The sequence below is a fragment of the Streptococcus hyointestinalis genome, from assembly GCF_041225505.1.
Classification (GTDB): Bacteria; Bacillota; Bacilli; order Lactobacillales; family Streptococcaceae; genus Streptococcus; species Streptococcus hyointestinalis_B.
Genome location: NZ_JBCLSK010000012.1, coordinates 22,168 through 46,891 on the forward strand (window position 1 = coordinate 22,168; position 24,724 = coordinate 46,891).

At 43.3% G+C, this 24,724-nt stretch carries 29 protein-coding genes; 28 read left to right on the forward strand and 1 reads right to left on the reverse strand.

What is annotated here, in order from left to right; all coding sequences use genetic code 11:
* The first annotated feature begins 29 nt into the window (after positions 1–29).
* The 24 genes from AALA56_RS04510 to AALA56_RS04625 all read left to right on the forward strand — a co-directional run bounded on the left by AALA56_RS04510 (position 30) and on the right by AALA56_RS04625 (position 20,426).
* Positions 30–434, forward strand: coding sequence for a DUF1492 domain-containing protein (locus AALA56_RS04510; protein ID WP_369908946.1), 405 nt, complete (start codon positions 30–32; stop codon positions 432–434).
* A gap of 122 nt (positions 435–556) precedes the next feature.
* Positions 557–979 (forward strand): terminase small subunit, encoded by a 423-nt coding sequence (locus AALA56_RS04515; RefSeq protein WP_369908989.1) that lies wholly within the window; start codon positions 557–559, stop codon positions 977–979.
* A complete protein-coding gene (locus AALA56_RS04520) occupies positions 966–2,243 on the forward strand; it encodes a PBSX family phage terminase large subunit (RefSeq protein WP_369908947.1) in 1,278 nt (425 codons plus the stop codon). Before AALA56_RS04515 ends, AALA56_RS04520 begins: the two co-directional genes overlap by 14 nt.
* Complete coding sequence (locus AALA56_RS04525; protein ID WP_369908948.1) at positions 2,243–3,661, forward strand: phage portal protein; 1,419 nt, start codon at positions 2,243–2,245, stop codon at positions 3,659–3,661. The genes AALA56_RS04520 and AALA56_RS04525 overlap by 1 nt, the downstream gene beginning before the upstream one ends.
* Complete coding sequence (locus AALA56_RS04530; RefSeq protein WP_369908949.1) at positions 3,633–5,138, forward strand: minor capsid protein; 1,506 nt, start codon at positions 3,633–3,635, stop codon at positions 5,136–5,138. The genes AALA56_RS04525 and AALA56_RS04530 overlap by 29 nt, the downstream gene beginning before the upstream one ends.
* Positions 5,125–5,280, forward strand: a complete 156-nt coding sequence (locus AALA56_RS04535) for a hypothetical protein (protein ID WP_369908951.1) — start codon at positions 5,125–5,127, stop codon at positions 5,278–5,280. Before AALA56_RS04530 ends, AALA56_RS04535 begins: the two co-directional genes overlap by 14 nt.
* 129 nt (positions 5,281–5,409) lie before the next feature.
* The gene (locus AALA56_RS04540) at positions 5,410–5,997 is read left to right on the forward strand and encodes a DUF4355 domain-containing protein (protein WP_369908952.1); all 588 of its coding nucleotides are present in this window, start codon (positions 5,410–5,412) and stop codon (positions 5,995–5,997) included.
* A gap of 3 nt (positions 5,998–6,000) precedes the next feature.
* The gene (locus AALA56_RS04545; RefSeq protein ID WP_369908954.1) at positions 6,001–6,843 is read left to right on the forward strand and encodes a N4-gp56 family major capsid protein; all 843 of its coding nucleotides are present in this window, start codon (positions 6,001–6,003) and stop codon (positions 6,841–6,843) included.
* The gene (locus AALA56_RS04550) at positions 6,843–7,004 is read left to right on the forward strand and encodes a Rho termination factor N-terminal domain-containing protein (protein WP_369908956.1); all 162 of its coding nucleotides are present in this window, start codon (positions 6,843–6,845) and stop codon (positions 7,002–7,004) included. The genes AALA56_RS04545 and AALA56_RS04550 overlap by 1 nt, the downstream gene beginning before the upstream one ends.
* A gap of 10 nt (positions 7,005–7,014) precedes the next feature.
* A complete protein-coding gene (locus AALA56_RS04555; protein WP_369908958.1) occupies positions 7,015–7,335 on the forward strand; it encodes a phage head-tail connector protein in 321 nt (106 codons plus the stop codon).
* Complete coding sequence (locus AALA56_RS04560; protein WP_369908960.1) at positions 7,332–7,631, forward strand: hypothetical protein; 300 nt, start codon at positions 7,332–7,334, stop codon at positions 7,629–7,631. The genes AALA56_RS04555 and AALA56_RS04560 overlap by 4 nt, the downstream gene beginning before the upstream one ends.
* Complete coding sequence (locus tag AALA56_RS04565; protein WP_369908961.1) at positions 7,624–7,968, forward strand: HK97-gp10 family putative phage morphogenesis protein; 345 nt, start codon at positions 7,624–7,626, stop codon at positions 7,966–7,968. The genes AALA56_RS04560 and AALA56_RS04565 overlap by 8 nt, the downstream gene beginning before the upstream one ends.
* A 47-nt stretch (positions 7,969–8,015) precedes the next feature.
* Entirely contained in the window at positions 8,016–8,354 is a 339-nt protein-coding gene (locus AALA56_RS04570; protein WP_369908963.1) for a hypothetical protein, read from the forward strand.
* A gap of 12 nt (positions 8,355–8,366) precedes the next feature.
* Positions 8,367–8,858, forward strand: a complete 492-nt coding sequence (locus tag AALA56_RS04575; protein ID WP_369908964.1) for a phage major tail protein, TP901-1 family — start codon at positions 8,367–8,369, stop codon at positions 8,856–8,858.
* Between the two features lie 68 nt (positions 8,859–8,926).
* On the forward strand, positions 8,927–9,292 hold the full coding sequence (locus AALA56_RS04580) for a tail assembly chaperone (protein WP_369908966.1): 366 nt from the start codon (positions 8,927–8,929) through the stop codon (positions 9,290–9,292).
* 35 nt (positions 9,293–9,327) lie between these two features.
* Positions 9,328–9,663, forward strand: coding sequence for a hypothetical protein (locus tag AALA56_RS04585; protein WP_369908968.1), 336 nt, complete (start codon positions 9,328–9,330; stop codon positions 9,661–9,663).
* A complete protein-coding gene (locus tag AALA56_RS04590) occupies positions 9,656–12,721 on the forward strand; it encodes a phage tail tape measure protein (protein ID WP_369908970.1) in 3,066 nt (1,021 codons plus the stop codon). The genes AALA56_RS04585 and AALA56_RS04590 overlap by 8 nt, the downstream gene beginning before the upstream one ends.
* Before the next feature lies 1 nt (position 12,722).
* Positions 12,723–13,508 carry a distal tail protein Dit gene (locus AALA56_RS04595; protein ID WP_369908972.1) on the forward strand — a complete coding sequence of 262 codons (786 nt, stop codon included), beginning with the start codon at positions 12,723–12,725 and terminating at the stop codon, positions 13,506–13,508.
* Entirely contained in the window at positions 13,505–17,350 is a 3,846-nt protein-coding gene (locus tag AALA56_RS04600; RefSeq protein ID WP_369908973.1) for a phage tail spike protein, read from the forward strand. Before AALA56_RS04595 ends, AALA56_RS04600 begins: the two co-directional genes overlap by 4 nt.
* A gap of 23 nt (positions 17,351–17,373) precedes the next feature.
* Positions 17,374–17,517, forward strand: coding sequence for a hypothetical protein (locus AALA56_RS04605; protein ID WP_369908975.1), 144 nt, complete (start codon positions 17,374–17,376; stop codon positions 17,515–17,517).
* A gap of 18 nt (positions 17,518–17,535) precedes the next feature.
* Positions 17,536–17,937 (forward strand): hypothetical protein, encoded by a 402-nt coding sequence (locus AALA56_RS04610; RefSeq protein ID WP_369908976.1) that lies wholly within the window; start codon positions 17,536–17,538, stop codon positions 17,935–17,937.
* Complete coding sequence (locus AALA56_RS04615) at positions 17,930–19,171, forward strand: hypothetical protein (protein WP_369908977.1); 1,242 nt, start codon at positions 17,930–17,932, stop codon at positions 19,169–19,171. Before AALA56_RS04610 ends, AALA56_RS04615 begins: the two co-directional genes overlap by 8 nt.
* A 14-nt stretch (positions 19,172–19,185) precedes the next feature.
* Positions 19,186–19,569 (forward strand): phage holin family protein, encoded by a 384-nt coding sequence (locus tag AALA56_RS04620; RefSeq protein WP_369908979.1) that lies wholly within the window; start codon positions 19,186–19,188, stop codon positions 19,567–19,569.
* 11 nt (positions 19,570–19,580) lie between these two features.
* Positions 19,581–20,426: a lytic exoenzyme target recognition domain-containing protein gene (locus AALA56_RS04625; protein WP_369908981.1), complete on the forward strand. Its 846-nt coding sequence runs from the start codon at positions 19,581–19,583 to the stop codon at positions 20,424–20,426.
* A gap of 160 nt (positions 20,427–20,586) precedes the next feature.
* On the opposite strand, the gene AALA56_RS04630 is transcribed toward AALA56_RS04625, so the two are convergent.
* Complete coding sequence (locus tag AALA56_RS04630; RefSeq protein WP_369908982.1) at positions 20,587–20,781, reverse strand: hypothetical protein; 195 nt, start codon at positions 20,779–20,781, stop codon at positions 20,587–20,589.
* A gap of 509 nt (positions 20,782–21,290) precedes the next feature.
* On the opposite strand from AALA56_RS04630, the gene dapD reads away from it, so the two are divergent.
* From dapD to AALA56_RS04650, 4 genes are all read left to right on the forward strand, one after another.
* On the forward strand, positions 21,291–21,989 hold the full coding sequence (dapD, locus tag AALA56_RS04635; RefSeq protein ID WP_369908984.1) for a 2,3,4,5-tetrahydropyridine-2,6-dicarboxylate N-acetyltransferase: 699 nt from the start codon (positions 21,291–21,293) through the stop codon (positions 21,987–21,989).
* Between the two features lie 59 nt (positions 21,990–22,048).
* Positions 22,049–23,179 carry an N-acetyldiaminopimelate deacetylase gene (locus tag AALA56_RS04640; protein ID WP_369908985.1) on the forward strand — a complete coding sequence of 377 codons (1,131 nt, stop codon included), beginning with the start codon at positions 22,049–22,051 and terminating at the stop codon, positions 23,177–23,179.
* Positions 23,180–23,407: 228 nt separating this feature from the next.
* On the forward strand, positions 23,408–23,935 hold the full coding sequence (locus AALA56_RS04645) for a 5-formyltetrahydrofolate cyclo-ligase (protein ID WP_369908986.1): 528 nt from the start codon (positions 23,408–23,410) through the stop codon (positions 23,933–23,935).
* A complete protein-coding gene (locus AALA56_RS04650) occupies positions 23,932–24,600 on the forward strand; it encodes a rhomboid family intramembrane serine protease (protein ID WP_369908987.1) in 669 nt (222 codons plus the stop codon). The genes AALA56_RS04645 and AALA56_RS04650 overlap by 4 nt, the downstream gene beginning before the upstream one ends.
* Positions 24,601–24,724: the final 124 nt, after the last annotated feature.

Here is a 24,724-nt window from a genome sequence, read left to right on the forward strand (position 1 = left end):
TAGCTATATTATAACATGAAAGGGTAATCATGAGCAAGGCGTACGATATTTTAAACGAACTCAAAATGCTGACGCCGTACATTCAAAGTCTTGAAGATGAGCGTGAGCAGCTGAGAGCGTCACTCTTGACCAGTCCAAAAATAAGCGATATGAAAGTCGCAGGCGGTATTAAACGCAATGTTGATGACTCGTATATTAGTATGCTCGGGATTGATGAGGAACTTGAAAAAGCTCTCAAACGCAAACGAGAGCTAACTGGATTACTAAAGCAATTACCGCATGAAGAGGGGTTGGTCTTACGAATGGCGTTTATTAACAGGTACAGTGAATATGAAATCCGAGACCGATTGCGAATTGGTCGCAATAGATACTACCAACTAAAAAAAGGTGGTATCAAAATGCTGGATGAGATTTTATTAGGCGGTACAAATTAACACTAATTAACACAAATTAACACTAATCAACACATTGCAAAGTGTTATTATAGTATTATCAAAAAAATGAAAGTAAGGCACATGGGCGTCTTGCTTTTTTTTTGCGTTTGGAGGTGATGGAAATATCTAAACTAACACTGAAACAACAGCGCTTTGCAGATGAGTACATCATCTCTGGTAATGCGACTGCTGCAGCTATCAAAGCTGGGTACAGTAAAAAGACAGCTAGGTCAATCGGTCAAGAAAACTTGACAAAACCTGACGTTAAGTCCTATATAGACAAGAGACTTGCTGAACTCAAGGCAGATAAAATTGCGGATCAGACAGAGGTCTTGGAATTTCTAACTGCTGCTATGCGTGGCGAGGTGACAGAACCTATTCTTAAAAATAGTGGGGATTTTGAGCAGGTTATCGTTGATGTCAAGCCAAGTGTTGCGACACGTAAGCAGGCTGCTGAATTACTCGGCAAACGTTATGGTTTATGGGTTGACCGTAAGGAAGTTGAGCATACGGGAGAGGTGACTTTTATCGATGACATCAGTTAAGTTAAGCAAGCTATTACCTCCTAAGTTTCATGAGGTTTGGCGTGCTAGCCTTAATCATGAGATTTTACATGTTGTTTGTGAAGGTGGTCGTGGCTCTGGTAAATCATCTGATATTGCGCATATCATTATTCAGCTCATCATGCGTTACGCTGTTAATGCTGTTTGTATTCGCAAGGTGGATAACACTTTGGAACAATCTGTATATGAGCAACTCAAGTGGGCTATCAGCGAACAGCAGGTCACTCATCTATTCAAGGTCAATAAGTCGCCTCTGCGGATTACCTATCTTCTTAGAGGAAATTATATTGTCTTTCGTGGAGCACAACAACCTGAGCGGATTAAGTCTTTGAAAGACAGTCGTTTTCCCTTTGCTATTGGTTGGATTGAGGAGCTAGCGGAATTTAAAACAGAAGATGAAGTTAAGACGATTACCAACTCACTTTTGCGTGGTGAGCTTGGTGATGGTCTTTTTTATAAGTTTTTCTATACTTACAATCCACCTAAGCGTAAGCAGTCTTGGGTTAATAAGAAGTATGGAACGCAGTTTATTCCTAAAAATACTTTTGTTCATCATTCAACTTATCTAGATAATCCTTTTATCGCTAAAGAGTTTATTGAGGAGGCGGAGGCGACTAAGGAGAAGTCAGAAAGACGTTATCGTTGGGAGTATTTAGGTGAGGCAATAGGCTCTGGTGTCGTTCCTTTCGATAATCTGAGATTTGAGACGATACCTCAAGACTTACTTGATAATTTTGACAATATTCGAAATGGTCTGGACTTTGGTTATGCGACAGATCCATTAGCTTTTGTCCGCTGGCATTATGATAAAAAGAAAAATGGTATCTATGCAGTTGATGAATACTATGGACAGAAGATTTCAAATAGGCAAGTTGCTAAGTGGCTACAAGAGGCAGGTTATTCTACTGACGAAATCTATTGTGATAGCGCTGAGCCTAAGTCTATTGCTGAATTACGACAAGAGTTTGGTATTAAAAGAGTAGTTGGTGTTAAAAAAGGACCTGATTCAGTTGAGTTTGGTGAGCGCTGGCTTGATGATTTGGATTTTATATGCATTGATCCACAGCGTACACCGAATATTGCTAGGGAATTTGAAAACATTGATTATCAAGTGGATAAAGATGGTAACCCTAAGCCAAGACTAGAAGATAAGGATAACCATACCATAGACGCAACGCGTTATGCTTTTAGCAATGACATGAGAAATAACAAAGTACAAGTCAAGACGTTTAGAGGAGGGTTCTAGTGACTTACATTACATTGAATAATCGCAAACGCTTTACGTTGTTGAAAGATGTAGAGATTAGTGCAGATATTGTCAGTGAAGCGATTAAGCTACATCGCAACAGTCTATTTACCAATTATCAAAAAAATGAGCAGATGTACATGTCAGAGCATGCGATTTTAAAAGATGCACCTAAGGCAGCCTATAAGCCCGATAATCGGCTGGTTATCAACTATGCCAAGTACATCGTAGATACCTTCAGTGGTTATCATATCGGTGTACCTGCGACTGTGACTAGTGATGACGATACTATCAAGGACTTTGTAGCAGACTTTCGTTCTCGCAATGACATGGAAGATACGGAGTTTGAGCTGGCTAAGCAGGCAGATATTTTTGGACATAGCTTTTTGTACGTCTATCAAAATGAGGAAGCAGAGACCTGCGTGACTTATGAATCGCCCTTGTTTATGCTGATTGTTTATGATAATAGCATTCAAGAACGTCCTGTCTTTGCGGTGCGCTATGCATTCACAGAGACAGAAGGTGGTGTGTCCTCACAAGGCTACGGTGAGGTCATCACAGACTCTGAAGTTATCAAGATTGAAGTCAATCAGTCCTATGCAGTGACTTTTGGTGATAGGACATCACACATCTACAACGACTTGCCAGTGATTGAGCTGATTGAAAATGAAGAGCGCCAAGGTATCTTTGATAGTGTCAAGACGCTTATCAATGCACTGAACAAGGCAGCGAGCGAGAAAGCCAATGACGTGGACTATTTTGCGGACGCCTATCTGAAAATCATCGGCGTTGAGCTGGATGAAGAGGTTAACCAGACCATTCGAGATAGTCGGATTTTCAATCTGTGGTCAAACGGTGATGGTCAACAAGTAGACGTTGCTTTTTTAGAGAAGCCAAACGCTGACACAACCCAAGAGAACCTTATCACGCTCTTAAAAGAATCAATCTTCTCTATCTCCATGGTCGCTAATCTATCGGCAGAGGATTTTGGCAATGCGTCAGGAACAGCGCTTGCTTTTAAACTGCAGGCTATGGATAATCTGGCTAAGATGAAAGACCGTAAAATGCAATCTGCTTTTAATCGTTTATACAAGGTTGTCTTTGGTGTGCCTAAAACCAGTGTACCTGATGATGGTTACAAAGAATTGCGTTATCAGTTCACAAGAAATGTACCTCGCAATATCCTTGAAGAAAGTCAAATTGTTACGCAGTTGAATGGACAGGTCTCTGATGAGACTAAGCTGTCTGTGCTTTCCATCGTGCAAAATCCAAAGGATGAGCTGGAGCGTTTGCACAAGGAAGAGCAAGAAGCTATCAAGGCAAATCAAAAGCAACTAGAAAGCTTGCGATTTGATGATGGGCAATTAGAACAGGAAGGCGACAAGGACGATGACCGATTACTGGAGAAAGCGGATTGAGAAAGAGCAGTTGGCTCAAAAGGAGCGTGACGCACAGCTCGGTAAAGAGATGAGTCGTCTCTATCAGAGTCACTTTGTCGATGTCACCAAGGAAGTTAAGGGCTTTTTAGAGCGCTATGCTGATAAGAATGGTTTGTCCTATACAGAGGCGATGAAGCGTGTTGAGCAGTTTGATGTGGTGACTTTTCAAGACAAGGCTAAGCGCTATGTCGAGACAAGAGACTTTTCACCACAGGCTAACCGAGAGCTAGCCCTCTACAATCTCAAGATGAAGATGAACCGTTTGGAATTGCTCAAAGCTAATCTTACTTTAGCACTTGCGACACTTGAGAGTGATGAAATGCGACTAACCAATCGTTTTCTAAATGAGGAAGTCATACAGACCCTTAAACAACAAGCTGGTCTGTTAGGACGTAGTGTGGCTAGTCAGGGGAATTTGCAAGCTGTGGCGCAAGCACGTATCAATACGCCTTTTGAGGGGGCGACTTGGTCAAGGCGCATTTGGCATAGGCAGGCTTATCTACGCCAGCAGGTGGATGCTTTTACGCAGGACTTGGTAGTGCGTGGTGTTAATCCAACGACAGCCATTCGTAAGTTGCGCTTAACTTTTGATGTTACTGCTCATCAAGCAAAACGTTTAGCTGTGACCGAAGGGGCTAGGGTTCAAACAGAGGTACAGCGTGAGATGCTCAAGCGAGCAGGTTTTGAAATGGTGGAGTACATCACAGAACCTAACGCCTGTCCTATTTGTGGACCGCATGGAGATAAGCACTATAGAATCGACCAGCTTGTACCAGGACTCAATGCGCCACCGATGCACCCGTTTTGTCGCTGTAGCATTGCGGCGTGGGAGGATACGCAAGGTTTAAACAATAAATTGGAAGATAAAATGGAGCATGAGCAAGCTGTAAATATATCACCCAAAAAAACTAAAAATCTTTTTTCTGTTGACAGAAATTTAGTGAACTCAAAAACATTTCATGACAAATTTGAAAATTTGCCTTTCTCGAAAAATGTAAACGAAAACCTTTATAAAAGTGGACTAAAAATCCTAGAACATAGAGATGGAACTAATGTAGAAGATCTCTATATATTAGATGCTAGGACAGGTGAAGAAATAACTAAGAACATATCCGCCCAACAGGGGTATAAAGTTGGGCTAAATAATGCTCAATATACGAAAGTTCTAGATAATGAAAGTATTGTTATACTTCATAATCACCCAGAAGGTGGTAGGCTATCTTATGCAGATATAAAAACTTTATTTGAAACGCCCAATGCTAAAGGTAGTGTAGTCGTTGGACATGATGGTTCTGTTTTTGTCGCTCATTCACCAAATCGTAATATATCCATTGCAGAAATTTATGGAAAGTTGTACAATGGATACGTAAGGGAGTATCAAAATAAAGATATTGCGAAATTAAGAGCAACAGATAGACTATATGAAATGGGGATATTTAGCCATGAAAAAAAATAAGGTTTTTATGGTACATGATGATACTGGTATTTATGATGTTAAACAATTGTCTCCTGAACAAAAGGAAATCTACGATAATTTACCAGAAGTTTTTTCGAAGGAAGAACTGACCCAAATTTTACTTGATTCCGTAATTTCTTAATATAGAAATCGCTGAAAATTATACTAAGCATTCGAGGTTATCGAGTGCTTTTTTGTGTCCAAAACTTGCTGATGACGTTAAAAGGTGCAGGGTATCAGTCCACTCGGGACTTAAAAGGGAGGTCGCCTTATGGCAGAAGAAACAAAAGAAGTAGTTGAAACTGAACGAGAGCAAGCTAGCACTCAAGAACAGTCAGAAACTGCAGAAAAGACATTTACACAAGAAGAGCTGGACGCTATTATCCAAAAGGAAAAGGGTAAAGCTAAGCGTGCTGCTGAAAAAGAGTACAAGGCTAAGCTAGATGAGGCTGAGAAGCTACGACAAATGAATGCTGAGCAAAAAGCGGAATACGAAGCTAAAAAACAGGCGGACTATATCGCAGAGTTGGAAGCTAAAATCAATCGTAGTGGTCTTGAAAAAGAAGCCTCTAAAATGCTTTCTGAGGGCGGTATCGTTCCAGATGAAGAAATCCTTGGCTTTGTCGTTAAAGACGACGCAGAGAGCACGCAGGAGGCTGTCAATAGCTTTACGGCTCTTGTGAATGACCTTGCTGGCAAAAAGGTCAATACATTGCTCAAAGGTAAGACACCTCAAAAGGTCGAGCAGACCACGGCTGGGGTGCTGACAAAAGAGCAATTTGACCGTATGGGTTATAAGGACCGAAACGAACTCATCCAAAATAACCCAGAACTTTATGCAACATTGAAAGGACAATAAAATATGGCACAAACACAAATGGCACAAATGATTAACCCAGAAGTCATGGCGGATATGGTATCGGCTAAGCTGCCTACGATGATTAAATTCACACCGCTAGCTTATGTGGAGCGTGAGCTGGTGGGACAACCAGGTAATACGATTACCGTTCCGAAATGGATCTATTCTGGAGACGCTAAAGACATCGCTGAAGGTGTCGCTATCGAACCTGACCAACTGACCACAGATAAGTCAACAATGACTATCAAGAAAGCTGGTAAGGGTATTGAGCTGACTGACGAGGCGGTACTTTCTGGCTATGGTGACCCGCTTGGTCAAGCGACACATCAAATCGCCCTAGCGATTGCCAATAAGATTGACAATGACATCATCGCAGAAGCTAAGAAAGCAACTCAATTTATCGCAGAAGCACCAACGACTGGTGCAGCCATTGACAAGGCACTGGCTGTCTTTGATGATGAGGAGGACGCTCGCTATGTAGCCCTTATCAATCCAGCTGACGCTATTGACTTGCGTGCAGATACGGTGAAAGAGTGGATTTCTGGTTCAGAAATCGGTGCAAACATCGTGGTTTCTGGCACTTTTGGTGAAACGCACGGCGTGCAAATCGTTCGCTCTAAAAAGGTTGAAAAGGGTAAGGGTCTCCTTGTGAAAGTCTCTGCTGCCACAACCGACACAACAGACGTGGCTAAGTACGGTGCTTTTGTCCTTAATCTTAAACGTGACGTCACTATCGAGACAGACCGTGACATTTTGAAGAAGACAACGGTCATCACTGGAGATGAGCACTACGGTGTTTACCTCTATGACCCAACTAAGGTCGTGAAGTTTGGAGGTAATGGCTAATGGGAGTAGGTGCTTTACGTAGGCATTATCAAAAAGAAGCGACTGCTGTAGATTATAGCACTATGAAAAAAGACGAGCTTGTAGCGCTTGCTATGGCTCGTGGTATCCCTAGTGCGGATAAACTGAAAAAAGAGGAGCTTATCTTAGCTCTGAGCGAATGAGGTGGGCGTTATGGCAAGTTACAAAAGTCGTGCTAAGTCACTGCTAGGATTGAATGATGAGTTGCAAGATGATATCTTGAAGACCATTGAGGAATTGACCCTCATGCAGTTTCAAGCTCTATCAGCTAGTGAATATGTTCCTGATGAACTAGACTTTATCATCGTTGAGGTAATGGTCAAACGCTTTAATCGGCTTGGCTCTGAGGGAATGACTTCGCAGTCTGTGGAGGGCTTATCTATGAGCTTTGAACAGTCTGACTTTGAGGAATACTTGCCACTTATCAAGCGTTCCTTTAGTAAAATTTATCAAGCGGGGTTTAAGGTGCTATGAGATATGATAAGAGAGTGACTGTGCTTATCAAATCGTCTGTAGAGCCTTACTATGACCCTGACCTTGGTCAGATGGTTGGTGATAGTCCAAAAGAGCTTATTCTGCCCTGCCATGTCTCTGAACAGGGGCTGGAGCTGAGAGAACAATTGGATGAGAAGCTAGAGCTTGACGCCTATATCATTAGGCTACGTCAAGAGGTTGCTAATGTTGACAAGGTTATACTAGACGGTAAACACTACCGTGTTGTGACTAAGCGTGCAAAAACGCTCTATGTAGAGGAGGTGCGCAGTGGCTAGTGTGACTTTGATTGGTGATGATGAGCTTTTAGCAGGTTTACTGAAAGAAGCTCGCTTTGAAAAGAAGAAGGCAGCTGTCAAAAAGCATGGTGCGAGTTTGCAGCGAAAAGCGATGAAGAACGCTGTCTTTACCAAAGGTTACTCAACTGGGGCAACTAAGCGCTCTATCACCTTGACTATCGGTAATGGTGGTATGTCTGCTAAGGTCGCAGCTGGTACTGCCTATAGTGGATATGTCGAAGCAGGGACACGCAAAATGGAAGCACAGCCTTTTATGAAACCTGCTTTGGATAGTGTGATGGAAGCCTTTTTGGCAGATTTAGGAAAAGCAGAATGAAAAAACAACCAGATCAACAATTACATGATGAAATGTTTAAGCGTGTGATGGCTTTAGGGATACGTGTTTTTGAATTTCTGCCCAAGGAAGGGACGCCTTATCCCTTTGTCGTCATGGGTGATACACATTTATTGCCACAAGCAACCAAGACACATCTCTATGGGCGCTGTACAACGACTTTGCACCTTTGGGCAGATCCCAATAATCGTAAGCAAGTCAGCGATATGATAGGCAATATCATGGCAGAAGCTAGTCGCATTAAACAGATTGAACGCACGCAGTGGTCAATGATAATCAGTGAGAGTGACAGTCAAATACTGAAAGATAACAGTACGTCAGAGTCCCTCTATCATGGGCTACTGCATCTTTATTTTAGATTTTTGTAGGAGGAAACATACATGTCAGAAGCAGTACAAGGAAAAGACCGCATTCTTATGTTCCGTGTGAAGGGAGACAAGAAAGCGGCAACGAAGCTGTCTTTTCAAACGGAGCATACGTGGAAGTATGAGCGTAAGGCAGAGTCAACAAAGACTAAGGACGGCGCTGTCGTCTCTGATGGCGGTCTTGAGGTGACACTTGAAATCAAAGGTATCTCAAGTCGTGATGAACTCAATATCACCCTAGCAAACTCTGTCATCCAAGGACAGGAACTTGAAATTTGGGACATTGACCTTGCAGGTAAGAAAAATAGCAACGGACAATACCCTGCTAAATATGCTATCGGTAAACTCTCATCTTGGGAAGTGCCAGCGAATGTTGAAGAGCTCTCTGAACTATCAACAGAAGCGTCTATCACAGGTTGCCCTGTTGATGGCTATGCAACGCTTAGCAATGAGCAGGTACAGGCTATCCAATACGTCTTTGCGGATACAATTGCTATCACGGACTAAAAATAAAAACGATAAGACAGGCAAGCTCACAGTAGCTTGCTTTTTATGTTTAAAGGAGAAGAGAAACGATGAAACAAATCGATATTGCAGGAAAAGAGTATCCGCTCTCTTATGGTTTTGACTTTATTCGTCAAATGGATGAGCGCTATCATGCGGATAATAATGGATTTACTTTTGGGACAGGGGTGCAAACGGCTGTTATGCAACTTTCCCTTGGTAATCCGTTGATTTTAGAGGACATCATCTTGTCAGCCACACACACGCTAAAAAGTGTTCCGAGTAAGAAAAACATTGAGGCTTGGGTGGTTGAGCAGGCGGAAGCGGATAAACTGCAAGAGGTCTTTGATGATTTTTTAGCGAGCTTAAAGACTGCACCTCTACTGAAGGCACAAGTCTTGCCAATCTTGAAAGCAATGGAGGAGAAAAAGGCTTAACTCAAAAAAGTTCTTTAGAGACCTATGAAGAAATCATGGCGACAATCTATGGTCCTCTTGGTGTTGTCAGTCGCACTGAAGCGGGTGAGATGACGGTTAGGGAGTATCATTTGCGCATGAAAGGCTATGGGATGAGGCGCTTAGACGCTGAGCGTGATTTGTACTTGCAGGCTTTCCTTAACAGGGTTGCTAAGGCAACGGATAAGTCTGGCAAGAAGTACCTCTTTCCAAAATTTAGCGACTTTTATGACTATGAGAAACGTCGCAGAGAGGTTCTTGGTTTCAATGAAGAACAGGCAGTGCATAACAAGCTAAGAGAACGGGCAAGTCGTGTCCGAGAGTTACGAGAGAAAGGAGTTATAGATGTCTAGTCAATCTTATACAGTACAAGCTATCTTAAGAGCAACAGACGCTAACTTCACCTCGACCATGAGTAAAGCGAGTCATGCTGCACAATCGACCTTTGAAAAAATCAAGAGTATCTCGAACTCCAATGACTCTATGATGGGCAAAATCGGTCAGTACACGACCATGGTAGGACATGGGTTAACTACTGTAGGGCAAGGACTAACCAAGTATGTGTCCCTACCACTTGCTGGTATTGGGACAGCTTCGGTAATGACTGCTGCTAAATTTGAAAAGCAAATGAACCGTGTCAAAGCCATCTCTGGCTCAACGGGAAAAGAGTTTCAACAGCTAAGAGACCAAGCGATTGACTTGGGAGCGAAATCTGTCTTTAGTGCGACAGAGGTTGCACAAGCTCAAGAAATGATGGCGTCAGCTGGTTTCAACTCTAGTCAAATCTATGCTGCCATGCCAGGTGTTATGGACTTGGCGGCGGTATCTGGTGGTGATATGGCGCTTGCGTCAGAAGCGGCAGCAACTGCAGTTAATATGTTTGGCTTAGAAGCTGGTAAGGCAACTCACGTCGCTGATGTCTTTGCTAAAGCGGCAGCGGATACCAATGCAGAAGTAGGCGATATGGCTGAAGCGATGAAATATGTCGGTCCTGTAGCTGGGGCTATGGGTATCTCTCTTGAAGAGACAGCTGCAGCTATCGGTATCATGTCAAACGCTGGTATCAAGGGTTCACAAGCTGGTACAACGCTTAGAACAGCTATGACACGTCTTGCTAATCCGACTGATAAGATGAAAGAAGTCATGGAGAGTTTAGGACTTAAGTTCTTTGACAGTGAAGGTAAGATGAAGTCCTTATCCGACATCACAAACGAACTCCGAGATAAAACAGCAGGTCTAACCGATGAGCAAAAATCAGCAGCTTTATCAACTCTGTTTGGTAAGGAGTCTTTGTCAGGGATGTTGGCGCTTGTCAATGCTTCGCCTGATGCACTTGCTAAACAAACACAAGCCTTGAGGGACTCAGATGGTGCTGCTAAACAAATGGCTGACACGATGAACAGTGGTACAGCAGGCGCTATAGAAAACCTAAAAGGTGCGCTTGAGAGTGCTGGCATCGCCATAGGTGAGCGCTTAGCACCTTATATCAATAAAGCAGCTAACTTCATCAGTAAATTAGTGGATAAGTTTAATCAGCTACCTGGTCCTGTGAAAGACGCCATTGTGATTTTTGGTATCATTGCGGCTGCGATTGGTCCAGTGCTCATTATCATTGGGCAGTTGATTTCAGCGGTTGGTACTATCATGTCTGTTTTTGGTGGTTTTGAGGGTGCAGCTGCTGGTTTATCTGCTGCTTTTGGTATTTTAACAGGTCCAATCGGCATCGTTATTGGAGTGATTGCTGCATTAGTAGGCGCTTTTATGATTGCTTGGAATACTTCTGAATCCTTTAGGAATGCTGTGACCAATTCTTGGAATACTATCGTGGCTACTTTTAGTGGAGCGATGTCCTCTATTATCGCTTTAGTGACCAGTGTTTTTCAATGGATTGTGGCAAATAGTCAAGGTATCGTGGACGCACTGAAGATGATTTGGGACGGCTTTGTCTTGATGCTACAAGGTGCGTGGGAAATGATAGCAGGCGTTGTACAAGCAGGTCTAGCAGCTATTAAAGGTATCATAGATATCGTTATGGCTGTTGTCAAAGGCGATTGGGAAGGTGCGTGGAACGCTCTTGTTACCATGCTACAAGGTGTCTGGGAAGGCATCAAAATGTATCTCAGTGGCTTAGTAACGTGGACTCAGGGTGTTTTTACAATCTTTTTCGGAGTCTTAAAAGGTGTCTGGGAAGTTGGTTGGATGGCGTTGAAGGCTATTTTTGAAATGGTTTGGGAAACCATAAAAGCTGTCGCTACTGTTATTTGGAACAGCTTAGTCGCTGTTTTTACGGCAGTATGGTCAGTTATTCAGCCGATATGGGATACTGTTTGGAATGCTGTTAGTACAGTGTTTAGTACTATTTGGAACGCTATAGTTGCGGTAGCGACAGCTATTTGGAATGGCTTAGTCACTGTTTTTCAAACGGCGTTGAATATTATTCAGACTGTTTGGTCTACTGTGTGGGAAACGATTAAAATCGTTTTTGCAGCAGTTCTGCTGACTATCGTGGGGTTAGTGACAGGTAATTTTGATTTGATTAAACAAGCAATTTCGAATGCTTGGGATATGATTAAATCAAAAACAAGTGAGATATGGAATGCTATCTCTAGCTTTATCAGCTCTGTTTTGAGTGCTATTGCTAGCACGGTGTCTAATATCTGGAACAGTATCAAATCAACTGTTTCAAACGTTATGGATGGTATCAAGAGCGCTATTTCTAATGCTTGGAATAGTGTCAAGTCAACAGTATCTAATGTCATGAGTGCTATTAGCTCAGCTATTTCTAATGGCTGGAATCAAGTGGTTAGCACGGTAACATCGGCAGGGTCTCAAGTAGTGGACGCTGTTCGTAATGCCTTTAACAATGCGGTCAATGCTGCTAAAAACTTTGTCGGTCAAGCTGTGGGGATTGGTGCTAACCTCATCAGTGGTTTTGTGCAAGGTGTTGCTAACGCAGCGGGCAAACTCATCTCAGCCGTAAAAGATGCAGTTGGTAATGCTATCAATGCAGCTAAGAGCTTACTTGGTATTCACTCGCCATCTCGGGTCTTTCGTCAGTTTGGTATCTTTACAGACGAGGGATTTGTGATTGGTGTTAATAAAAAGGCGAATAAGGTGGCTGGCGCTGTTTCTGATATGGCAAGCGGCGCTATTTCTGCCTTTGAAGCGCAGGATGTGGCGGGTGCTATGCAAAGGCACTTAGATGATGGTGTTAATCACCTAAACGCTAATACGCTTGGTTTGGCACTTTCAGAAATGACAACTAGTGTGCAATCTAGCATAGATGTTCAGGACAATCGTCAAAAACAACCGCTCGCTGTCACCTTATCGCTTGGCGGTCGCCAGTTCAAGGCATTTGTCCAAGATATAACGGACGTGCAAGCAGCAGAATTGAGAATGGAGGCTTATTAGGATGTATTCTTTTATTGATATTAGGGAGCCGACACCTAGTGTAGCGCCTCCTTCGGACGACTTGCTCATCAATGGTCGGTCGTTGTCAGATGTAATCGAGGGATATCGCCAATTAACTGTGACAGGTCGAGGGCTAGTTGGACGAGTCGTGACAACAACGGACATCCCTGCTAAGCGTGGTGTGTGGGTAGATAGCGCTAAGGATGATAAGCTAGAATTGACCATCAGCTATCAGTTAGTTGCCACATCATCGGAAGAGCTTAGACGCCAGTTTACACTTTTAAATACTATCTTGCGAGGAGACGAAGATGGTAAGCTGACGTTTAGCTTTGCGGACGACAGCAACTATCACTATGAAGGCTATCTGAGTGGTGTGGAAGCTACTGCCGAAGACAGACTGACAATTGTGTCGTCTTTTACACTTCTGGTTCCTGATCCTTATCGCAAGGGCAGTAAGCAGAGCGTGACAAATGGAAAAGTATCTTTGACCTATGCTAATCAAGTCTTGCCAGTCTCTATCTTGGCTACGGTAACGCAAAATGCAAGCGAGCTAGAGGTTTTTACAGACCGCTCTAGGATAAAGTTTGTCGGTAACTATGCGGTAGGCAAAACGCTTGTGATAACGTGGTTAGACGACGAGATAACCTGTCGTTATGATGGGCGGTCTATCTTGTCTGAGCTGGCACATTTATCTGTACCTGAGTCATTTTACCTGCGAGATGGTGATATAGTGAAAGGGAAAAATTTGACGATTACTAAAGTAGAATGGAGGGATGAGAAACTGTGATTTACTTGTTCGATAAAAATGAGCGTTTAATCAAGATTATTCGTAAGAAAGCTATCAAAACTATTGCACAAAAGCAAACGCTGACCGATACACGCTATGTCAGTGACCGTCTTAGTGTTGAGCTAAAAGCACTGTCTAGCAACTTACTTGATAAAGTAGAGTATCTGGCTATTCCGACACGTAAAGACCCACGCAAGTTTCACCTCTTTTTCTTAGCCACTCATGAAACGTCAGGAAACATAACCACGCTTGAAGGAACGCAGACAGGTATTGAGGAATTACGCAAGGTCATCATTGAAGACAAGAAACCTCGTAACAAAATGTTGCGCCCTGTGGTAGAAGAGCTCTTAGCAGGAACCAACTGGTCAGTGGGCTATGTGGCTGAGACTGGCTTTGGTAATACCAACTTTTACTACACCTCTGTCTTTGAAGCGATGCAAAAAGCGTGTGAGGTATGGGATGCTGAAATGCAGCTCTTTGTGGAGATGGCAAATAACCAGATTGGTGCTCGCTATATTGATTTTAAATCCAAGATAGGTAAGAAAACAGGAACTCGTCTGGTCTATGGCACCAATGCTTTAACGCTTGTCTGTCAATCAGAAAAGACTAATCTCATTACCGCAGCTATAGGGCGTGGGAAGGGTGAAGAAGTATCTAGCGCTGAAGAAAATGAAAGTGGTCAAGCAGGCTATGGACGTAAAATTCAGTTCACTGATGTGGTTTGGTCAAAAGCTAAAGGTGACCCAATTGACAAGCCAGCAGGGCAAAATTTCATCGAACTGCCTGAAGCAACAGCTCGCTATGGTCTGAAAAGACCTAATGGCATGGTGGCGAAGTTTGGTATTATTGAAGTTGATACCGATGATAAAGAGGCGCTCCTTAGGCGCACTTATGAGCAACTACTGACGCTATCTCGTCCACAAGCAACCTACAAGACTAGTGCCGTTTATCTCAAAGACGCTGAGATAGGCGGCACTATCCGTGTGGTGCGCAAGGACTGGGAGTTGGATTATGAGACCCGCATTTTTGAAATCACATGGGACAGGCTATCGGATAAGGCGAGCAGTATTACCTTGGGTGACCGTCTCAATGTGTCTGAAAATGCCAAAAGCATGCAGTTGTCTAATCAATTAGATGACCTTGCTAGTCAAAAAGCGGGCGACCTCAAACAATACCTCTATGACAACTTGCCAAGCGCCGATGGCTTTAATAAGAATTGGTATACAGACACAGAACCTAAACGAAATAAAGTCAAAATCGGCGATATCTGGTACAAGCCAGACCCTGAGCATGAGGGCGAGAAAATCATGCTTATCTGGGACGGTGAGAACTGGGTGGAAGTGGTGCGGACGGTTGGCACTAAGGCTATTCAAGAAAAGATAGATTATCTTGAAGCCGAATCTGAACAGTTTGAAAAGGACTTCACTGCGGGTCTTGCTGATGTCCATACCAAGGTCAATCAAAAGGCAGAGGACTTAAAAAAAGAATTGGAAACAACTATCCATTCTGAAACGCAAGATATCAAAGCACGTCAAACTACTTTTGAGGCAAGCTTTCAGACAGATAAAGGGGCATTAACGACGCACTTGACTAGTGTTGAGACAGGATTGACGAATTTGACAAAGCAGATCCGTCAGGATAAAGCGTACTTAGAAGATGTTGTTAGTCAAGCAGACTCCACGGCACGACAGGCAGCGAATCAACTGAGTATTGCTAGGCGTGAGTTAAGTCAACAAGCAGATGCTCAAAAAGACCTTACGAAACGCTTGACTATCGTTGAAAAATTGGCGGACGGCACACAGATAACAACAGAAGAGCTGACCAAGACGCTGAATCAAGCGAAGAGCGATATCTCCTCAGTTTCTAAACGAACTAAGGTTGTTGAAGATAGCCTAAAAGGGCAATTGGTTAAGTTGACAGAAACGGAAACTAGCCTTGAGACCACCAAGCAAAATCAAGCTAACTACGAGATGACAACCAATCGTAAGCTAGCCGAATTAACTCAATCTACGCAAACGCTGGATGGTAAGATTGCCACAGCCAACACCAAAGTAGAGCTGACAACAGACGGATTACAACAGCTCTCAACTAAGGTCACTAATCAAGAGGGCTTGATAACGTCGCATACGGCGGATATTAAGCGTCTGAATAGTGAGCTGTCTAGTAAGGTGTCACAGACGAGCTATGATACGCTGACGGGGCGTGTGACGAGTGCTGAGAGCTTGATACAGCAACAGGCGAATGCCATTAATCAGCGTTTGACAGCTACGCAGGTAGAAGCAACTATAGCAGGGCACAACTTTGCGACTGCTACGACTCTAAACAACAAGGTACGTGAGACGGTAGAGGGCTACACTCGTGAGGTTAGCCGAGTGGAGGGGCTTATTCCCACAGAAACAACTGGAAACTTACTACTAAATTCTAACGTTGTTTTAAAAGACGTGGGGTCTATGACCTATGAAATCGCTGAGACGTTGGTTAGACGGCAGACCTACACCATTATCTCTCACTTTTGGAAAGGTGAAGGCTCACAGGGACATACGGGGACGATTAAGGGCGCAGATGGTAATGTCATTATCAAGAATGCGAACGGTACAGACCAGTATTTCAACTTGACTTATAACCACAAGATTGATAGCTGGATGGTGACTATCACGCCTATGGTCAATATCCCCAAGGGTAGTCGTCTACAGCTCTTTTCACACCCTGCGAACTCTAAGGGTAACGTCTCGTTTGTGACGATGGTCAAAGGGATTGTGCCTTTATCTAGCTGGCAACCGCACTGGTCTGAGCAGGCGACGGTGACGGCTCTAAATGCTGTCAAGTCGACAGCGGATGAGCACACACGGACGTTGACGAGCTTGCAAAATGACACGCTGAAAAAAGCGGAGGTGTCTATCACGTCTGATAAAATCGTGCTGGGTGTAGGCAAGGAAATCAATGGGCGGACGTTCTCAACTATGATTGCGCAAAATAGCCAGTACGTAGACATCATCGCTGAAAAGTTGCGGGTGTCTGGTAACATGATTGTGGATGGCACGATTACCTCGAAAGATTTGGCGGTGGGTTCGGTGACGGCGGCGCAAATTGTAGCGAACAGCGTAACTGCTGATAAAATCGCTACAAATGCTGTCACGGCTGATAAACTGCTGGCTGACCAAGCACTCTTTAACAAGCTAAAAGCTAATCAGGCTTATCTGAAAACGCTCTTTACCACGGACGCTTTTGCGCAGACGGTCAAGACTATTGAGTTGAATGCTGATAAAATCACGGCAGGTACACTGAATGCAGCTAAAACTAATGTTATCAACCTAAACGCGAGCAACATCACTAGTGGGACTATGTCAGCTAATCTGATTAAAGGCGGCGTCTTAAAAGCTCTAAATAACAACACTATTTTTGATTTAAATAATGGAAATATTACCTTTAATACAAGCTCATCCATTATTTTTAATCAGTCAGGAAATGCTTTAAAAAGAACTAAAAATGGCTCCACAGCTTTCATGCACTTTAATGACAGCGCTGCTGGTGGTGTTTATGCTGGTTTTGGAGTCACTTCACATAACGAGGGGGTGAAATCTCAATATACTTCTCGTTTTGCAGGAGTTCGTGCTTTTCGGGACGACGATGCTAATGATCAAGTTGAAATTTTTGGTGACAAAATTCTTATGGGTCATGCGTTTGGAACGAATGCGCACGCCTTATGGATAACTCCTACAGGTTTAAAGGGGACTGTTGATTTGATTGACTTTATGAGGTGGTGTCGAACAGAAATTTTACGGCTACATAATGTAAAAACAACACAGACAGCTTACACCTATAATGTTTTGGGAGAATTTTAACTAATTCTGTTATGGAGGACAATATGGACGAACAAATTAAATCAAACTTGGCTTTGCAGATTGCGCAATTGTCGCTAGATAAGGCGACACTGCAGGCTGAAAATAAGCAACTACATTCACAGAATAGTGAATTAACACGGCAGTTAGATGAACTAACAGCACCGTAAAACTAGGAGGACAAGAATATGGGTAACTATCAAAATATTAAAGTACGCTATAAATTTGTACGGACAGATGAAGCAGGCAATCCAAGTGATGTCGAAGTCTTCGTTAATAATGATAATGGTTTACAGTTTGTTGCTTATTTACCATTAGGGACTGAAAAACTACCAGAGGATAAACTAGTGGAAGCTGCGTTCGAGTGGTTCTTCCAAACCTACTTTGCTGACCGCCGAGCTCGTGAGGAGTTTGAAAAGCAAGAAGAGACTAACAAGGCGACTGCTGGAAATATTAAGCAACTTCAGGCTGATGTTGCAGCGCTCCGTAAGATAGTGCTGGAGCATATAGCCAAGGACACAGGTGAAATCAATGAGGCGACCATTGATAAGTCCAAAGAACATGAAGCTGAAATTGAGTTAGATGAATAATACTAATTTACATCAAGTCGATGGTGGGACGGTCATCAAACAAGGGGATAAGTCGTCTCCTCTTGCTTTTGAATTGCGAGACGAGAATGAAAAAGCCATTGATTTGGAGGGCAAGCAAGCTATTGTAACTTTGGCTAAGGAGGATGTCATTCTCTTTGAAACGGTGGTAGTAGTAGTTGAGAACAAGGTTAGTTTTACTATCGATAAGGTCTTGCCAGTTGGTAAGTACGTTCTAGAGATTAGTTGTGAAGGTTATGTCTTTCCGTCTGACCGTAAAACTAAAATAACAGTCATGGCTGCCAATCGTGGCTATGTAGTTGAAGAAGATTTGTCGGAGGTATTGACAAAAACATCTGCAAAAAAGTTTTTCGCTGAGTTAGGACAAGTTGCTTCTTATGATGATACAGCTATCCTAGAGCGCTTATCAGCCCTAGAAGGTAAGGGAGACAGTGATACTCTCTATGATGATACACAACTGAAAGCACGTATTGAGCGTTTGGAAAATAAGCCAGATAAGGATACTGTTTATGATGACAGTACTTTACGTGTCAGTATTCAGTCCGCATTAGACAAAAGCAAATCTAATGAACGTAGTATTGCTTCTCAATCGGAACGTTTAGTAGCTCTAGAAGAGCGTACTGACCAAGACACTATCTACGATGATAGTCAGCTGAAAAACGATATTTCAAAGCTCAGTAATGATCTGGATAAACTCAAAGCGAGCTCATTGACAACAGACATAGAAGCTCGTTTACGCTTACTAGAGCACCGGCAGGAAGTTTCTATAAGTCGGCGTCCTCCCACGAGCTGGGGACTTGATAGAACGGACGCTAAGACCTATAAAGTGATGTTTGATAATGGCGTTATTATGTATCGTAAAAACGACCGCTCAGCTGACACTACCGGTTATGGAGAGTATAACTTTCCTATCATTTATCGAGGGGTCATGGTGGCTATGTTGCCCTATCAGGTTGTTTGGTTATCTAATGGTTCTATGACCCTTGATGAGTATAAAAGTAAGGCCAATGGTTTGGTCTACGCTTGGCAAGATAATCTTATTATTGATAATCCAGTCAATGATAGCAAAGACTTTGATTTTAGTCAGGCAAGTCTTGGATTAGATACTAGCAAGAATGCTGAGAATGCAAGACAGAAAAATGCCATTAAGCATTTGTATGAAATCGGCGCTTTATCAGAACGTGAGATTCTGACGCTTGGTGCTGTAAAAAAATAGAAAGTGAGGAAAACATGGAACATATTCCAACAACAATTGACATGATGCGTTTCTTTTACATTTACCAGTCGGATATCTGGATTTGGGTAGCGATTGGGCTGGTGTTTTTAGATATTGTTACAGGTCTAATTAAGGCGTGGGCAAGCAAGACTATCAGCTCAAGCGTGTCTATCAATGGACTAGGTAAGCACTTTACAGTGATTTTATTTACTATCGCTGTTTATCCGATTGTAGTCTATTTAACCTTTGAGGAGGTGGCGTGGGCAATGTTGGCGCTTATCATGGTGACCTATGTTATTTCCATCATCGAAAACTGTGTTGTACTAGGAATGCCAATTCCTAAATTTGTCGTGAAGCGTTTGGAAAAAGTTAAAGAAACTATTGATCCAGAAGAATAGGAGAAAGATATATGAATATTGACACACTTATTAACTGGTTTGTTGCACGTCGTGGCAAGCTGACTTATAGCATGTACGGCAGTCGTAACGGCAACGATGGCACAGCGGATTGCTCTGGCTCAATCTCGCAGGCTTTGAAAGAAGCTGGCATCCCTATCCAAGGCTTGCCGTCCACAGTGACACTTGGCAGTCAATTGGCTAAGAACGGCTTTTATCGTGTATCTGCCAATCAGGACTGGGACGCTAAGCGTGGCGACATTGTCCTCATGAGCTGGGGCGCTGATATGTCAACATCTGGCGGTGCTGGCGGTCACGTTGGCGTGATGATGAACGGCGAGGACTTTATCAGTGTGGACTACTCCACTGGCGGACAAGCTGGAACGGCTGTCTCTATGCACAAGTGGAACAACTACTACGCAAGAAATACCCCTCGCTATATCGAGGTATGGCGCTATAATGGTGCAGTGACAAATGCGAGTGCGCCACAGCCTGCGGTGCGCAAGCCAGACGGAAAAGCCTACTACCTCGCAAATGAAGTGAAGTTCATCCACGGTATCCACCAAATCAAGTGTGATTATCTTGCGCCGATTGGCTTTGATTGGCTTGAGAACGGTATCCCCGTGGCGATGGTTAACTGGGTAGACGAGAATGGCAATAACGTCAAGGACGGTGCTGATAAGGATTTCAAGGCTGGTATGTATTTCAGTTTTGAAATTGACGAGAACAACATCCGAGATACTGGAGAGGGTGGCTATTACGGCGGTTACTACTGGCGTAAGTTTGAGTTTGGACAATATGGTCCAGTCTGGCTCAGTGCTTGGGACAAGGACGACCTCGTCAACTACTACAAGCCTTAATGTGGTATAATAAATTTTGTATACAACGTGAGCTACGAAAGAAATCAAAAAGAATTGAGGAATCTCCTTTTGACCACTTATCGTCAGTGGCTAAAGACGAAGTAGCGAACGTAGAAAAGCCCTTCTAGCAGCAGCTAGAGGGGCTTTTTTGTGTGTAGGTTTAGTTGTTATTTTGCTTCAACTCCTTGGCGAATTTGGTCATAGCTAGACCATGCTTTAAGCGCATATTCATGATGTCTGCTGTGCCGTGTTTGTACTTGTCAACGGCTTGTGTAGATAGACCACAGTGCTTACTGATAGCGTAAGAAGTGGCATGGTTTAGTAACCATATAATATCGTCAATACTTATGTTCATCGCAACCTCTCTATTTAACAATTAACCAGATAATAATAGCTATAAGAATCAGCCAACCAATGAGGGCTTTCCAGTCGAAGGGATGTTTTGTGACATTAAATTTTACTTTCATGACTCTTTTTGATACTATTTAAGTACACCCCGTAAGGGGTGGATAGTGATTTTTCACTATCCGATTTCGATGTGCCATTCAAGCGTGATAACTAACAAGCTGATTTTGATGACAAGTTTGTTAGTCTTTAGTTTGAGTGGCTTTTTTAAGTACTTAAACATTGTTTTTACCTTTCTATAGTTTCCTTGTCTAAGGTTACCTCCCTTAACCTTATGTCTATATTATATAACTAAAGTTATATAAAGTCAAGTGTTTTTGGAAGTTTTTTTAATATTTAGATAAAAAAGACCTTGTCCAGTAGGTCGTAGTTTTGTCGTGGATGAACTTTTCTAAAGATTGATATAACAATATTTGGAAAATTCTGTTATAATAGAAAAAAACGATTGGAGATGACCTTATGACAGCACAGAAAATGTCGGCACAAGAGATTATTGCCTTTATTGCAAATAGTCCGAAAAAAACACCGGTGAAGGTGACTTTCGAGGGAGAATTGGTTGGTAGCGTTCCAGACAGCGTGACTAAGCTTGGCAATGTCCTCTTTGGTGATTGGAAAGACGTTGAGCCTTTGCTTGCGAACTTGACGGAAAACAAAGACTACGTCGTTGAGCAGGATGGGCGCAACTCTGCTGTTCCTCTGCTTGATACACGCAACATCAACGCCAGAATCGAGCCAGGTGCGATTATCCGTGACCAAGTCACTATCGAGGACAATGCGGTTGTGATGATGGGCGCTGTAATCAATATCGGCGCTGAAATCGGCAGCGGCACCATGATTGATATGGGCGCTGTCCTTGGTGGGCGTGCTATTGTCGGGAAAAATAGCCACATCGGAGCAGGTGCAGTGCTTGCCGGTGTGATTGAGCCAGCGTCAGCTGAGCCCGTTCGTATCGGAGACAATGTCCTTGTCGGAGCCAACGCCGTTGTTATCGAGGGGGTTCAAGTGGGCGATAACGCTGTTATCGCAGCGGGAGCTATCGTGACTCAGGACGTGCCTGAAAATGTGGTTGTTGCTGGTGTGCCAGCTCGTGTTATCAAGACCATTGATGAAAAGACACAGCAAAAAACAGCCCTTGAAGAAGCGCTGCGCCAGCTATAATAGGTGGGTCTAAAACAAGCGTTTTAGACCTTTTGACTAGATGTGACAAGGAGGAGAAGATGACACTAGACTTGATTCAAATACGTAGAAGCTTGCACCAGATTCCTGAGATTGGCTTGGAGGAGTTTGAGACGCAGGCTTACTTGCTAGACCAGATTGAAGCGCTAATCAAGGACAAACCTTTTATCCAGTACCACACTTGGCGGACTGGTATTCTAGTCTTTATCAAAGGAACTGCGCCAGAAAAAACCATTGGCTGGCGCACAGATATTGACGGCTTGCCAGTTGTAGAGCAGACAGGTCTGCCTTTTTCAAGCCAGCACGAGGGGCGCATGCACGCTTGTGGGCATGACATTCACATGACCGTGGCACTTGGTTTGCTGGAAAAAATGACAGCAACACAGCCTAAGAACAACCTCCTCTTTTTATTTCAACCAGCGGAGGAAAATGAAGCTGGTGGTATGCTTATGTACCAAGACGGCGCCTTTGGCGATTGGTTACCAGACGTTTTTTATGGCTTACACGTGCGACCAGACTTCCCTGTAGGGACTATCGCCACTAACACAGGCACTTTATTTGCAGGGACTTGTGAGGTCTTTATCACCTTTACAGGAAAAGGCGGACACGCTGCTTTCCCACATGAGGCAAATGACGCCCTGGTTGCTGCCTCTTACTTTGTCACGCAGGCTCAGACTATCGTCAGCCGCAATGTTGACCCGATAGAGGGTGGGGTGGTGACTTTTGGCTCTATGCACGCAGGGACGACCAACAATGTCATCGCAGAGACAGCGACGCTTCACGGCACCGTGCGCACGTTGACACAGGAGATGAGTCTCCTCATCCAGCAGCGTCTGCGTGACCTCGCTGACGGCATTGCCAAGTCCTTTGGACTCAGTGTTGAGATTAACCTCAAGCAGGGTGGTTATCTCCCTGTGGAAAATAATCCTGAATTAGCAGCTGAATTGATGGCTTTCTTTGATAAGGATGAGGAGGTCGCGCTTGTTGATTGCTTGCCAGCTATGACAGGTGAGGACTTCGGCTATCTCTTACACCAAGTGCCAGGTGTCATGTTTTGGCTAGGCGTTGATAGCCCATATGCTCTACACCACCCTAAAATGTCACCAGATGAGAAGGCTATCAGTTTTGGTGTCAATGCAATCAGCCGTTTTTTGAACTATAAAGCCAATTAAATAAAAGGAAAAGGCGCCTTGGGAGGGGCGCCTTTTTAGGAGATTTATCCTAACAATCTGACAAAAGCTAGGATTATGAAAAAGGAAAATAATTTAGGAGAGAGTATTCTCCAAAACGGTTGTACAACCGCTTTAATTAGGATGTTTTAATTATATGTGAGTAAGCTTAAAGATTTCTTAAAAACCTTAATAAAAGCATAAAAAGCTATTTTTTGATATGATAGGACTATGGAAAAAAAAGAGATACGAAAAATGATAATTGCCCAAATGGCAGAGCAGGATAAGCAGCTAAAAGAGCAGCGTGACAAGGAGCTGCTCTTGGATGTGACAAAGAGTTCCTCTTACAAGGACGCTCAAGTCATTGCTACTTATATGGCTTTTGGGCATGAGTTTGCGACGCTGCCTTTGATTGAGCAGGCGATTGCAGATGGTAAGACGGTGCTGATTCCAAAGACCTATCCCAAAGGGCGCATGATTTTTGGTGAGTACAAAAAAGAAGAGCTGATGAGGACAAACTTTGGGCTTTTGGAGCCAAAAAGCGAGATGGCTTTTCCTAAGGATAAGATTGACCTCATCCATGTGCCAGGGGTTGCCTTTAATGACAAAGGCTTTCGTATCGGCTATGGTGCCGGTTATTATGACCGTTATTTGGCTGATTTTTGGGGAGCTACGGTGAGTACGATTTATGATTTTCAGCGCTATGGCTTTGAGGAGGAAAGTCATGATGTGGCTGTGAGAGAGGTTTTTGTGCGATGAGAGAGTTCAAAAAATATCCTGTTACCATACTAATCTTGGTACTGACGACGCTTATTTTTCTTGCTATGCAGCTGACATATGGCAGCTATGCGGAGACCAGTATAGCAGGTATCCAGTTTGGGGCTATGTACGGTGAGTTGGTCAAGGCAAGTCCCATTCAGGTCTGGCGCTTGGTGACGCCTATCTTTGTCCACTTTGGTTGGGAGCATTTTCTCATCAATATGCTGACCGTTTACTTTTTAGGGCAGATGGCTGAGACCATTTGGGGCTCACGCCGATTCTTGCTCCTTTACGTCTTGTCAGGTATCATGGGAAATGCTGTGACCTTGTTTTTCACGCCTAATGTCGTGGCTGCTGGAGCATCAACTTCTATCTTTGGTCTCTTTGCAGCCGTGATTTTGGTTGGCTACTATGGTCATAATGTCCAGCTCAAGCAACTGGGGCGTTCTTATCAAGCCTTGATTGCTATTAACTTGATTTTTAACCTTTTTACACCGGGGATTAGTCTCGCTGGTCACCTTGGAGGGCTTCTTGGCGGTGCCTTGATGGCTGTTTCCTTGCCGACACTCTTTGAGCCACATCTTTTTAGCAAAAAATACCGAGCCTTAGCCGCTGGTCTTTATGTGCTGATTGTAGTGCTTTTGGTTTTTCTCGCTTTAGCTTAAATAAAAAAAGAAGAGAACGGTACTAGCCCCAAAAATGAGACACAAAAAAAAACACTCCTGTTGAAAATCTAGTAAACTAGAAACAGGAGTGTTTTGTTATGGTCAAAAAAGCATATTCATTAGA